General features: G+C 58.7%; 11 protein-coding genes. 9 read left to right on the top strand and 2 right to left on the bottom strand.

What is annotated here, in order from left to right; all coding sequences use genetic code 11:
- Positions 1–396 precede the first annotated feature (396 nt).
- From F8N96_RS16155 to F8N96_RS16115, 9 genes are all read left to right on the top strand, one after another.
- On the top strand, positions 397–1,725 hold the full coding sequence (locus F8N96_RS16155; RefSeq protein WP_150798639.1) for an OprD family porin: 1,329 nt from the start codon (positions 397–399) through the stop codon (positions 1,723–1,725).
- A 432-nt stretch (positions 1,726–2,157) separates the two neighbouring features.
- Complete coding sequence (locus F8N96_RS16150; protein WP_150798638.1) at positions 2,158–3,486, top strand: OprD family porin; 1,329 nt, start codon at positions 2,158–2,160, stop codon at positions 3,484–3,486.
- Positions 3,487–3,780: 294 nt separating this feature from the next.
- Positions 3,781–4,419 (top strand): peroxiredoxin, encoded by a 639-nt coding sequence (locus tag F8N96_RS16145; RefSeq protein ID WP_150798637.1) that lies wholly within the window; start codon positions 3,781–3,783, stop codon positions 4,417–4,419.
- Positions 4,420–4,726: 307 nt separating this feature from the next.
- Positions 4,727–5,320 carry an NADPH-dependent FMN reductase gene (gene ssuE, locus F8N96_RS16140; RefSeq protein WP_064680338.1) on the top strand — a complete coding sequence of 198 codons (594 nt, stop codon included), beginning with the start codon at positions 4,727–4,729 and terminating at the stop codon, positions 5,318–5,320.
- A gap of 89 nt (positions 5,321–5,409) precedes the next feature.
- On the top strand, positions 5,410–6,375 hold the full coding sequence (locus tag F8N96_RS16135) for a sulfonate ABC transporter substrate-binding protein (RefSeq protein ID WP_150798636.1): 966 nt from the start codon (positions 5,410–5,412) through the stop codon (positions 6,373–6,375).
- A gap of 25 nt (positions 6,376–6,400) precedes the next feature.
- Positions 6,401–7,549 (top strand): FMNH2-dependent alkanesulfonate monooxygenase, encoded by a 1,149-nt coding sequence (gene ssuD / locus F8N96_RS16130; RefSeq protein ID WP_150798635.1) that lies wholly within the window; start codon positions 6,401–6,403, stop codon positions 7,547–7,549.
- Between the two features lie 8 nt (positions 7,550–7,557).
- The gene (ssuC, locus tag F8N96_RS16125; protein ID WP_150798634.1) at positions 7,558–8,340 is read left to right on the top strand and encodes an aliphatic sulfonate ABC transporter permease SsuC; all 783 of its coding nucleotides are present in this window, start codon (positions 7,558–7,560) and stop codon (positions 8,338–8,340) included.
- Complete coding sequence (gene ssuB / locus F8N96_RS16120) at positions 8,337–9,143, top strand: aliphatic sulfonates ABC transporter ATP-binding protein (RefSeq protein WP_150798633.1); 807 nt, start codon at positions 8,337–8,339, stop codon at positions 9,141–9,143. The genes ssuC and ssuB overlap by 4 nt, the downstream gene beginning before the upstream one ends.
- Before the next feature lie 35 nt (positions 9,144–9,178).
- Positions 9,179–9,394 carry a TOBE domain-containing protein gene (locus tag F8N96_RS16115; RefSeq protein WP_003229256.1) on the top strand — a complete coding sequence of 72 codons (216 nt, stop codon included), beginning with the start codon at positions 9,179–9,181 and terminating at the stop codon, positions 9,392–9,394.
- A gap of 202 nt (positions 9,395–9,596) precedes the next feature.
- On the opposite strand, the gene F8N96_RS16110 is transcribed toward F8N96_RS16115, so the two are convergent.
- Together F8N96_RS16110 and F8N96_RS16105 are read right to left on the bottom strand one after the other, a co-directional pair.
- The gene (locus F8N96_RS16110; protein WP_150798632.1) at positions 9,597–10,235 is read right to left on the bottom strand and encodes a TetR/AcrR family transcriptional regulator; all 639 of its coding nucleotides are present in this window, start codon (positions 10,233–10,235) and stop codon (positions 9,597–9,599) included.
- Between the two features lie 225 nt (positions 10,236–10,460).
- Positions 10,461–11,837: a glutamine synthetase family protein gene (locus F8N96_RS16105; RefSeq protein ID WP_054616983.1), complete on the bottom strand. Its 1,377-nt coding sequence runs from the start codon at positions 11,835–11,837 to the stop codon at positions 10,461–10,463.
- Between the last annotated feature and the right edge of the window lie 140 nt (positions 11,838–11,977).

The raw sequence follows: 11,977 nt of genomic DNA, 5'->3' as shown, positions 1-11,977 counted from the left end.
CACAAACTGTAACAAATGGGCCGGATAGTGCGCTTTTGGTCGGCATGGCGTCGCCTTTCGCGATAGAAATGTTTCCGAATTGCGTCAAAGCCATTCGATCTAAAAATGATCGAAAAAATACCTTTCAGGAATTAGATCGTGGGGCGACCGCTCTATTTCGAGGATGAGCTGTATTCCTCAAAGGTATAAAAAAAGAATTTAACAATTCTTTTTGGGCTTATGACGAGCTCATGACCCCGCCATGACCAAAAAATCGGGGATTAGACAATGGTCGTAGACACACATAGTTACGATTGACTTGTGGGTCACGGTCTGGCGCTAATCGCGCATCTTAGGATCCCGGGCAGACGACTCGGGACCAGGACTACAAGAATTAGAAACGAGAGGAGCGACACAATGAACAAGTCCACCTTGGCCCTGGCCGTGGCCGTAGGGGTTTTGGCGCAGCAAGCAGGCGCCGCAGGTTTCATCGAAGACAGCAAGGCTTCCGTCAGTTCCCGCACCATGTACTACAACAACGATAATCGCGATGGCGGCGCGGATCAGCGCGAAACCGCTGAAGGCCTGAAGTTCGATTATCTGTCCGGCTTCACCCAAGGTCCTGTCGGTTTTGGTTTTGACGCCCAGGCGCTCCTCGGTATCCACCTCGACGGTGGCCGTGGTCATCACCCGGATAACAACTCATTCTTCCCGAGCGACACTGACGGTTCGGCATCGGACACGTACAGTCGCGTGGCCGGTAACGTCAAGGCGCGTTTCTCGAAGACCGAGGCCCACTATGGTGGTGCCCTGCAACCCAACATGCCGATCCTGGTAGCGAACGACAGCCGTCTGCTGCCCCAGACCTTTGAAGGTGGCACCATCACCTCGAAGGAAATCGACAACGTGACCTTCAACCTCGGCCAGCTCGAACACGCGGCGGGTCGTGCCTCGTCCAACACCACCGGTCTGGCGGTGGCTGGCGGTACCGAGGAAAGCAACCAATTCCGTTATGCCGGTGCGGACTGGAAGGTCACCAAAGACCTCACCCTGCAGTACTACTATGCGAACCTGGAAGACTACTACAAGCAGAACTTCCTCGGCCTGGTGCACGTCCTCCCGATCAACGCCAACCAGTCCTTCAAGTCAGACCTGCGCTATTTCGACAGCAGCTCCGACGGCAAGAACGGCGATGTGGGCTACCGGTTCAATAACAACGGCGGTTTCGCCAAGACCCCGGGCGAGGTCGATAACAAGACCTGGAGCGCCATGTTCACCTACACCCTGGGTCCTAACGCTTTCCTGGTTGGCCATCAACGTGTCAGCGATGACGGCGGCTTCGTTTATCTGAACCAGGGCAACGTGGTCGATGGCAACGGTCGCAACGAAGGGGCCGGCGGCTCGAGCTTCTATTCGTTTACCGATGCGATGATCAACGGCTTCGTCCGGGCCGGTGAAAACACCACCTTCGGCCAGTACACCCTCGACTTCGCCTCTCTGGGTGTTCCAGGCCTGAAAACCTCGGTCGCCTACCTGCATGGCGATAACATCAAAGCCGCCAACGGCACTGGTGGCGATCAGTCCGAGTGGGAACGCGACTTGCGAGTGGACTATGTCATCCAGCAGGGGCCACTTAAAGGTTTCGGCACGACGCTGCGTCATGGCACCTACCGTGGCAGCGATACCGGTATCGCCGACCAGGACCAGACCCGTCTGATCTTCAACTACACCTACAGCTTCATGTAACTGATTTTCCGAAAAGCCTTGCCCTGCTGTGGCGAGGCTTTTTTTTGGATTTTTTTTGTTATTCCAAAATCGTTCAGGATGCTAATTTTTTATTCTTTTTAGTTTTTGTTTCAGCCCCTTAAAGTGCATCCATCAGGCACTCATCAGGCGCAGCAAACACCCGCCTCAGCCAGCAGCAACAACCGATTTCATTTGCCCGGCAAATAGCCTTACTGGCCGATACCTCGTATGCCGGCCCGGGCGAAGGCTGCGAAGCTATATTCCTAAATGGAATTAAAAAAAATGAAATAAATTATTTTGGGTTTATCATGCCGGCCGAAAATCGCGGTGGGCAACCCGCAGTGTGCAGTGTGGCGCTTATTGCGCCTCCAGGATCCGGGCATTCGAACCAGGACCAGGAGCATAGAAAATTAGAAACGATAGGAGCGAAACATGAACAAGTCCACGTTGGCCCTGGCTGTGTCCGTAGGGGTTCTGGCGCAGCAGGCAGGCGCCGCCGGTTTCATCGAAGACAGCAAGGCAACATTGGGGCTGCGCAACTTCTACATCAACACGGATAACCGTAGCGGTGCTGCCAATCCAAGCAGAAACGAAGAATGGGGCCAAGGTTTCGATCTGCGGTTCATCTCCGGTTATACCCAAGGCACCGTAGGCTTCGGCGTCGACGCCATCGGCCTGTTGGGCGTGCGTCTGGACTCGGGCGGCGGCACTAACGGTGCAGCCAACGGCGCGGCCTACGGAGGCACTGTTTTCCCGAGCGAATCCAACGGCGAAGCGGTGGATAACTTTTCCAGCCTGGGCCTGACGGCCAAAGCCAAGATTTCCCAGACCGAGCTGAAGCTGGGGACCCTGCAGCCAAAACTGCCGGTGATCGTGACCAACGACGGTCGTCTGTTGCCGCAAACCTTCCAGGGTGGTCAGATCACCTCGAGTGAAATCAAAGACCTGACACTGGTCGGCGGTCAAATCGAGCACGTCAAAGGCCGTAACTCCAGCAGCAATGAACAACTGTCTATCGGGGGCGCTTCCGCGCGTACCGCCAACAGCAACAAGTTCATCTACGCCGGTGGCGACTACAAGATCACCAAAGACCTGACTGCCCAGTACTACTACGGCAACCTGGAAGACTTTTACAAGCAACACTTCCTGGGTCTGGTGCACAACTGGTCGATCGGTCCGGGCGTATTGAAGTCTGACCTGCGTTATTTCAACAGCTCCGATGACGGTCTGAATGGCAACACTGCGGCCTATTACAGCAACGGTAACTACAACAGCACCGCCAACGGTAAAGGCAAGGTCGACAACAACCTGTATAGCGGCCTGTTCCTGTATACCGTTGCCGGCCACACCTTTGGCGGCGGCTATCAGGTCAGCAACGGCAGCAGCGACCTCCCTTGGCTGAACCAGGGTGACGGCTCGTCGGCTTACCTGACTACCGACAGCCAGATCGCCAAGTTCGCCCGTGCCGGTGAACGTACCTGGCAGGCACGCTACTCGTATGACTTCGCCAAGGTTGGCGTGCCTGGCTTGACCGCCGGTGTGGTTTACTTGCATGGCGACGACATCGATACCCGTTCCCCGGCGAGCACTGACAGCTCCGAATGGGAACGCGATCTGACTGTTGGTTATGTCGTACCGGAAGGCCCGTTGAAAAACGTTGGCCTGATGTGGAAAAACGCTACATGGCGCACCAACATCCCCGGTCAACGCGACCAGGATGAAAACCGTCTGATCGTCAGCTACTCGATCCCACTGTTGTAATAGCGCTCGCGTAACTGAAGTAAAAAAAGCCCCGCCCGGCATCACGCCAGGCGGGGCTTTTATGTTTTCGAGTCAGGTTCACCCCTGTGAACCCTCCTCGAAATCCCTCTTTTTTGCAGCGACTCAAGGCCTTCTCGAACCTTGGCGCGGATAGTCGTCCCGAGGCTGGATCAAGTCCAGTGAATAGAATTTTAATATTCATTTGTGATCTAAATAAATCGATATATATTCTTTTTAATAGATAAGAAATACAGGCACAGTTGGGCTCAACCAGCACTCATCAGGAGCAGCACCATGAGCCTCAGACTGGGCGACATCGCCCCCGATTTCGAACAGGATTCCAGCGTCGGCACCCTCCGTTTCCACGAGTGGCTGGGCGATAGCTGGGGTGTGCTGTTTTCCCACCCGGCGGACTTCACGCCAGTGTGCACTACGGAGCTCGGCTTCACGGCCAGGTTGAAAGACGAATTCGCCCAGCGTGGGGTCAAGGCCATAGCGTTGTCCGTGGACCCGGTGGATTCACACCACCGGTGGATCGAAGACATCAACGAAACCCAGAACACGATCGTCAATTTCCCGATCCTGGCCGATGCCGATCGCAAGGTGTCGGACCTCTATGACCTGATCCACCCCAACGCCAATGACACCTTGACCGTACGTTCGCTGTTCGTGATCGACCCGAACAAAAAGATCCGGCTGACTATCACTTATCCAGCGAGCACCGGTCGCAACTTCAATGAAATCCTGCGGGTGATCGATTCGCTGCAACTCACGGATAACTACAAGGTGGCGACTCCGGCCAACTGGCAGGACGGGGATGAGGTGGTGATCGTGCCGTCGCTCAAGGATGAAGATGAAATCAGGACGCGCTTTCCCAAGGGCTATCGCGCGATGAAGCCATACCTGCGTCTGACGCCACAGCCAAACAGGTAACTCAGCTAACTCTCGTTCCCACGCTCTGCGTGGGAATGCAGCCCGTGACGCTCCGCGTCACTGGACGCGGAGCGTCCCTTGAGGCATTACCACGCGGAGCGTGGGAACGATCACCACAAAGCAGGGGATTTCAGGCCGTTTCGACGGCCTGTTTTTTTGTCTCGGAAAAAATATTTCCTATAGAACTGTAACGAATAACCAAATGAATAAATATGATTTATAGATATATAAATCACCTGTTAAGGTCTCTTCATCAAAGCGAGACCGCAAACCGCGAATCGCCAACACCGTCCAAGGAATCGTCTGAATGCTGGTTGTCTCACTCGGTGGCAGTCCCAGCCAACGCTCCCGTTCCGGGGTGCTGCTGGAACGCGCTCAACGTTGGTTGCAGGAGCAAGGTGTGGAGGTGGTGAGTTACCAGGTACGGGACTTCCCGGCCGAAGACTTGCTGCACGCACGGTTCGACAGCCCGAAGGTGATCGACCTGCTGCAACAGATCGAAAATGCTGATGGGCTGTTGATCGCTACCCCGGTGTACAAGGCGTCGTTCTCCGGCGCATTGAAAACCGTGCTGGACCTGCTGCCCGAGCGGGCCCTGGCCCATAAGGTGGTTCTGCCAATGGCCACCGGTGGCAGCATCGCCCACATGCTGGCGGTGGATTACGCGCTCAAGCCGGTGTTGTCGGCATTGAAGGCCCAGGAAATGCTCCATGGAATCTTCGCCGTCGACAGTCAGATCGCTTATGGCGAAGGCAGCGCCCAGGCGCAATTGGCGCCGGAGCTGGAACAACGATTGAGTGAGTCGCTGGAGCTGTTTTTCAGCGCCATGGCCCGACGGCCAAAGCCGATCGACCCGAACCTGTTGAATGAACGTTTGCTGAGTGCTCGCTGGAGCATTTAAGTCTCGCCCGAATTTGAAGTACTCACCTTACTGGCCCGCTAACGGGCAAGCAGGTGCAGCCAAAACCCAACTGCAAAAAGGAGAGCGCTATGCGCACTGTCATTTTGCGTCGTGGTCTGGTCGCTCTGTTTGCTGCGGCTGTGTCCTTCGGCGTCATTACTCAAGCTCATGCCGAGACGTTACGGATCGGCTATCAGAAGTACGGCACCCTGGTGCTGCTCAAAGCCAAAGGCACCCTGGAAAAACGCCTCGCCGCCCAAGGCGTGGACGTGCAATGGACTGAATTCCCCGGCGGCCCGCAACTGCTCGAAGGCCTGAACGTCGGCTCCATCGACTTCGGCGTCACCGGCGAAACGCCGCCGGTATTTGCCCAGGCGGCCGGTGCCGATCTGCTCTACGTCGCCTATGAGCCACCGGCGCCTCACAGCGAAGCGATCCTGGTGCCGAAGGACTCGCCGATCAAATCGGTGCAGGAGCTCAAGGGCAAGAAAGTCGTCCTCAACAAAGGCTCCAACGTGCACTACCTGCTGGTCCGTGCGCTGGAAGACGCCGGCCTCAAATACACCGACATCCAGACCGTGTTCCTGCCGCCGGCCGATGCCCGCGCCGCGTTCGAGCGTGGCAGCGTCGATGCCTGGGTGATCTGGGACCCGTACCAGGCGGCCGCCGAACAACAGCTGCAAGCCCGCACCTTGCGTGATGGCCAGGGCATTGTCGATAACCATCAGTTCTACCTGGCGACCAAGCCCTACGCGCAGAAAAACCCCGAGGTGATCAAGACCCTGGTGGAAGAAGTGCGCGCGGTCGGTGAATGGTCCAAGGCCAATCCAGAAGACGTGACCAAACAAGTCGCGCCACTGCTCGGTCTGCCGGCGGATATCACCCTGACCTCGGTGAAACGCCAGGGTTACGGCGCACTGTTCCTGACCCCGGAAGTGGTCGCCGCCCAACAGAAAATCGCCGACAGCTTCCATCAGCTCAAGCTGATTCCCAAGCCGCTGAGCATCAAAGACGTGATCTGGACGCCACCGGCGGCCGTTGCCAAAACGCAGTAATTCGATTTCCTAAGGAGACCACTCCATGAGCCTCAATATTTTCTGGTTCCTGCCTACCCATGGCGACGGCCATTACCTTGGCACCGCCGAAGGCGCTCGCGCCGTCGACCACGGTTACCTGCAGCAAGTCGCGCAAGCGGCGGATCGTCTGGGCTTCGGCGGGGTGCTGATCCCTACCGGGCGCTCCTGCGAAGACTCGTGGCTGGTGGCGGCTTCGCTGATTCCGGTGACCCAGCGCTTGAAATTCCTCGTCGCCCTGCGCCCCGGGATCATTTCCCCGACGGTGGCGGCGCGTCAGGCCGCGACCCTGGATCGCCTGTCCGGCGGCCGTGCACTGTTCAACCTGGTCACCGGCGGTGATCCGGAAGAACTGGCTGGCGACGGTCTGTTCCTGACCCACGAAGAGCGCTACCAGGCTTCGGTGGAGTTCACCCGCATCTGGCGTCGCGTGCTGGAAGGCGAAACCGTCGATTACGACGGTCAGCACATCAGCGTCAAGGGCGCCAAGCTGCTCTATCCGCCGATCCAGCAACCGCGTCCGCCGCTGTACTTCGGCGGTTCTTCGGAAGCGGCGCAGGATCTCGCTGCAGAACAAGTCGAAATGGTCCTGACCTGGGGCGAACCGCCTGCGGCCGTGGCCGAGAAGATCGAACAAGTGCGCGCCAAGGCCGCGAAGCTCGGGCGTACCGTGCGCTTCGGCATTCGCTTGCATGTGATCGTGCGGGAAACCAATGCCGAGGCCTGGCAAGCGGCCGATCGCTTGATCTCGCACCTGGACGACGAAACCATCACCCGTGCCCAGGCGTCGCTGGCACGCTTCGATTCGGTCGGCCAGCAACGCATGGCGGCGCTGCATGGTGGCAGTCGCGACAACCTGGAAGTCAGCCCCAACCTGTGGGCCGGTGTTGGCCTGGTGCGCGGCGGTGCCGGTACGGCGCTGGTGGGCGACGGTCCGACAGTGGCTGCTCGCGTGAAGGAATACGCGGAACTGGGCATCGACACCTTCATCTTCTCCGGTTATCCACACCTGGAAGAATCCTACCGCGTCGCCGAACTGCTGTTCCCGCACCTGGACATCGAACGGCCGGAGTTGCCGAAAAGCGCGGGTTACGTCAGCCCTTTCGGTGAGATGGTGGCCAACGACATTCTCCCCAAAGCCGCGTCCCAGAGCTGAGGCGCGCCATGAAGAAACTTATCCATAGCCTCGCGCCCTGGGCGCTGCCGGTATTGCTGCTGGCGGTATGGCAGTTATCGGTGTCGGCGGGCTGGTTGTCGACGCGAATCCTGCCCGCACCCATTGCCGTCATCGAAGCCGGCGTGAGCCTGGTGAGCAGCGGTGAAATCTGGACTCACCTGGCCATCAGTGGCTGGCGTGCGGCGCTGGGTTTCGCCATTGGCGGCGGCATCGGGCTGACGTTGGGCTTCATCACCGGCCTGTCGAAATGGGGTGAACGCCTGCTCGACAGCTCGGTGCAGATGATCCGCAACGTTCCGCACCTGGCGTTGATTCCGCTGGTGATCCTGTGGTTCGGCATCGACGAGTCGGCGAAGATTTTCCTGGTCGCCCTGGGCACGTTGTTCCCGATCTATCTCAACACCTATCACGGCATCCGCAACGTCGACCCGGCGCTGGTGGAAATGTCCCGCAGTTATGGCTTGTCCGGTTTCAGCCTGTTCCGTCAGGTGATCCTGCCAGGTGCATTGCCTTCGATTCTGGTGGGTGTGCGCTTCGCCCTGGGTTTCATGTGGCTGACCCTGATCGTCGCGGAAACCATTTCCGCCAGTTCCGGCATAGGCTATCTGGCGATGAATGCCCGGGAGTTCCTGCAGACCGACGTGGTGGTGCTGGCGATTCTGCTGTACGCAGTGCTTGGCAAGCTTGCCGACCTCGCAGCCCGCGGGCTTGAACGTGTGTGGTTGCGCTGGCATCCGGCCTATCAGGTTTCCAAGGGAGGTGCCGCATGACCGCTCAACAACCTCCACGCCTGCTGCGCGGTATTCCGCTGGCGGTGCGCAAGCTGCAAAAAACCTTTGGTTCGCGGCAAGTGTTGCGCGAGATCGACTTGCACATTCCGGCGGGTCAATTCGTCGCGGTCGTCGGTCGCAGCGGCTGCGGCAAAAGTACCTTGCTGCGCTTGCTGGCCGGTCTCGACAAACCCACGGGCGGTGAATTGCTGGCCGGTTCCGCACCGCTGAGTGAGGCGCGGGAAGACACCCGGCTGATGTTTCAGGAAGCACGTCTATTGCCCTGGAAGAAGGTGATCGACAACGTCGGTCTGGGGCTCAAGGGCAACTGGCGGCCGCAAGCACTGGAAGCACTGGAAGCGGTGGGCCTGGCGGATCGCGCCAACGAGTGGCCGGCGGCCTTGTCCGGGGGGCAGAAGCAACGTGTGGCCCTGGCCCGCGCGCTGATCCACCAACCGCGCTTGCTGTTGCTGGACGAGCCCCTGGGGGCCCTGGATGCCCTGACCCGCATTGAAATGCAGCAGCTGATCGAACGCCTCTGGCAGAAGCACGGCTTTACCGTGTTGCTGGTCACCCACGACGTCAGTGAAGCGGTGGCGATTGCCGATCGGGTGATCCTGATCGAAGACGGTGAAGTCGGTCTCGATCTGCACGTGGAACTGCCACGTCCCCGGGTGCGCGGCTCCCATCGGCTGGCGGCACTGGAAACCGAAGTGCTCAGCCGCGTACTGGCGCTGCCCGGCCAACCGCCGCAGCCGGAACCTGTTTCACCCTTGCCCACGCAATTGCGTTGGGCGCAATAACTCAAAGCCTCACCTCTACGACAGGAATCAACATCATGACTATCAAAGCCATCAACGTTCGTAACCAGTTCAAGGGCTCGATCAAGGAAATCGTCCTGGGTGATGTCCTTTCGGAAATCGACGTGCAAACCGCTTCCGGCATCGTGACTTCGGTGATCACCACGCGCTCGGTGAAAGAGCTGGAGCTGGTGGTTGGCAGCGAAGTGATCGCGTTTGTGAAATCCACCGAGGTGTCGATCGCCAAGTTGTAAGCGCGTGCATTGCACCCAACCCCGGAGGGCTCGAGCCCTTCGGGGTTTTTTGTGCGCGTGAACCAGTGGGTTCGGTGGTGCGCCCTTCGCGAGCAGGCTCGCTCCCACAGGGAGTTGTGTTATTCGCGAATGCCATGTTCGCTTGAGATCAAATGTGGGAGCGAGCCTGCTCGCGAAGAGGCCGGTGAAGCCGACGAAGATCTCAGGCAGGAATAACGCGCTTGGGCAAATGCGGCGGCAAGTACAGCCCCAGATACGCATCAAACACCCGCATTCCTTCCTCCGCCATGCGCGGCGTGATCTGCCCATGCTGCTGCACCGAGCGCGCATAAACCCGATCCCCGAGCTCCATGGCCAACGCAAACACATCGACATCACTCGGCAGCCTCGGCAGTTCAAAATGATGATCGAACAACTTGTGCATCAGGTCTCCGAGCTCGATGTCATGCTGGCGGTCGGCCTGGGTCACTTCGGTCAGGCCATGCTGGGCGAGGATCAGTTGCCGGGCTGCGGCGTCTTCGCTGTAGATCTCTAGCATGCGTTGTTCCACCAGCCGCGACAGGTCGCGCCAGCCGCTGAGGGCGTCATGGTCGATGGGCGCTTGCAGGCACGCGCGGAAGGCGGCGTGGACATCGGCGGTCAGGGCTTCGAGCAGGGCCGGGACGCTGGCGAAGAAGTGGTAGACGGAGGAGGGCGGGATCTGCGCGCGCTCCGCGACGCTGTAGATCGACAGACTGGCCACGCCCTCGGCAGCCAGCAGCGTGCGGGCGGCATCGAGTATCGAATCGATCCGGGCCTGGCTGCGGGCGCGGGGTTTGCGAATGGTGGCGGGGCGCGTCATTGAAGTCTCCTGCAGGGGCAGCGGGCATTGTACGAGCAGGGTTGTGTGTTGTCTGCCCGGACGCCTTCGCTGGCAAGCCAGCTCCTACAAGGATCGCGTCGAAACCATGAATTTGTGTTCAACACGTTCCCTGGAGGAGCTGGCTTGCCAGCGAACCGCCGCAGGCGGCCATAAAAAAACGCCGCAAGCTGTGAGGCCGGCGGCGTTGTTTTCTACTGCAACCGCTTAAACGGTATGCAGGTACCAGTTGTACTCAAGGTCGGAGATGGAGTGTTCAAACTCCTCCAGCTCGCTCTCCTTACAGGCCACAAAGATATCGATATATTTCGGATCGATGTACTTGGCCATGACTTCGCTGTCGTCCAGCTCGCGCAGTGCATCGCGCAGGTTGTTCGGCAGGCTTTGCTCGTTCTGCTCGTAGCTGTTGCCTTCGACCGGTGCGCCCGGCTCGATCTTGTTGGTCAGGCCATGATGCACGCCCGCCAACACCGAAGCCATCAACAGGTAAGGGTTGGCATCGGCGCCGGCCACACGGTGTTCGATGCGCACGGCATCGGAAGAGCCGGTCGGTACGCGGATCGCCACGGTGCGGTTGTCCAGGCCCCAGCACGGCGAGTTCGGCACGTAGAACTGTGCGCCGAAACGACGGTAGGAGTTGACGTTCGGGCAGAGGAAAGCCATCTGCGCCGGTAGGGTCTCGAGCACACCGCCGATCGCGTGACGCAGTGCGGCGTTCTGCTCGGGATCCTCGCTGGCAAAAATATTCTTGCCGTCTCTATCAAGAATCGAGATGTGGACGTGCAGACCGTTGCCCGCCTGGCCCGGATAAGGCTTGGCCATGAAGGTGGTGTCCATTTCATGGTCGTAGGCGATGTTCTTGATCAGACGCTTGAGCAAAACCGCGTAGTCGCAGGCCTTGATCGGGTCGGCCACGTGATGCAGGTTCACTTCGAACTGCGCCGGGGCACTTTCCTTGACGATGGCGTCGGCAGGGATGCCTTGCTCCTTCGCACCTTCCAGGATGTCCTGGAGGCAGTCGACGTATTCGTCGAGGTCGTCGATCAGGTACACCTGAGTCGAGTGCGGGCGTTTGCCGGAGATCGGCGAGCGCGGCGGCTGTGGACGGCCGTTCACGTTTTCCTGGTCGATCAGGTAGAACTCCAGTTCGAACGCGGCGCAGATGGTCAGGCCCATCTCGTCAAACTTGGTAACAACTTGACGCAGGACTTCACGGGGATCCGCGAAGAAAGGTTCACCTTCGAGTTCGTGCATGGTCATCAGGAGTTGCGCGGTAGGGCGCTTCTGCCAGGGCTCGTTGCACAGGGTGTCAGGGATTGGATAGCAGATTCGGTCAGCATCGCCGATGTCCAGGCCCAGGCCGGTGCTTTCCACCGTCGAACCATTGATATCCAGAGCAAATAGAGAGGCCGGCAGGTTGATGCCTTTCTCGTAAACCTTGTGGAGACTGGTGCGTTCAATGCGCTTGCCGCGCACCACACCATTCATATCCGCAATCAGAAGGTCAACGTACAGAACCTCAGGATGTTCCTTAAGGAACGCGTTCGCTTCGTTAAGCTGAACGGCACGCGGGGGTACCGACATGATGCAACACCTTTGTTGTTAAAAATATCAATCATTGATCTCTTCGGTTTCCAGTCAACCCGAACGGCATGCCGAAGTCAAGTCGGGCCTTTTTTGCCCTTAAAAAGCGCTCGTAGGGCTTTTTTGAGGCAATTTGGGGC

Source organism: Pseudomonas fluorescens, from assembly GCF_902497855.1.
Lineage (GTDB): Bacteria > Pseudomonadota > Gammaproteobacteria > Pseudomonadales > Pseudomonadaceae > Aquipseudomonas > Aquipseudomonas fluorescens_BI.
The sequence above is the reverse complement of the archived record's forward strand: the minus strand, read 5'-3'. Positions and strand labels throughout refer to the sequence as shown.

Excerpts from the sequence above, each read along its gene's own strand:
- F8N96_RS16155 (WP_150798639.1), top strand. The coding sequence starts at position 397 with ATGAACAAGTCCACCTTGGCCCTGGCCGTGGCCGTAGGGGTTTTGGCG.
- F8N96_RS16150 (WP_150798638.1), top strand. The coding sequence starts at position 2,158 with ATGAACAAGTCCACGTTGGCCCTGGCTGTGTCCGTAGGGGTTCTGGCG.
- F8N96_RS16145 (WP_150798637.1), top strand. The coding sequence starts at position 3,781 with ATGAGCCTCAGACTGGGCGACATCGCCCCCGATTTCGAACAGGATTCC.
- ssuE (WP_064680338.1), top strand. The coding sequence starts at position 4,727 with ATGCTGGTTGTCTCACTCGGTGGCAGTCCCAGCCAACGCTCCCGTTCC.
- F8N96_RS16135 (WP_150798636.1), top strand. The coding sequence starts at position 5,410 with ATGCGCACTGTCATTTTGCGTCGTGGTCTGGTCGCTCTGTTTGCTGCG.
- ssuD (WP_150798635.1), top strand. The coding sequence starts at position 6,401 with ATGAGCCTCAATATTTTCTGGTTCCTGCCTACCCATGGCGACGGCCAT.
- ssuC (WP_150798634.1), top strand. The coding sequence starts at position 7,558 with ATGAAGAAACTTATCCATAGCCTCGCGCCCTGGGCGCTGCCGGTATTG.
- ssuB (WP_150798633.1), top strand. The coding sequence starts at position 8,337 with ATGACCGCTCAACAACCTCCACGCCTGCTGCGCGGTATTCCGCTGGCG.
- F8N96_RS16115 (WP_003229256.1), top strand. The coding sequence starts at position 9,179 with ATGACTATCAAAGCCATCAACGTTCGTAACCAGTTCAAGGGCTCGATC.
- F8N96_RS16110 (WP_150798632.1), bottom strand. The coding sequence starts at position 10,235 with ATGACGCGCCCCGCCACCATTCGCAAACCCCGCGCCCGCAGCCAGGCC.
- F8N96_RS16105 (WP_054616983.1), bottom strand. The coding sequence starts at position 11,837 with ATGTCGGTACCCCCGCGTGCCGTTCAGCTTAACGAAGCGAACGCGTTC.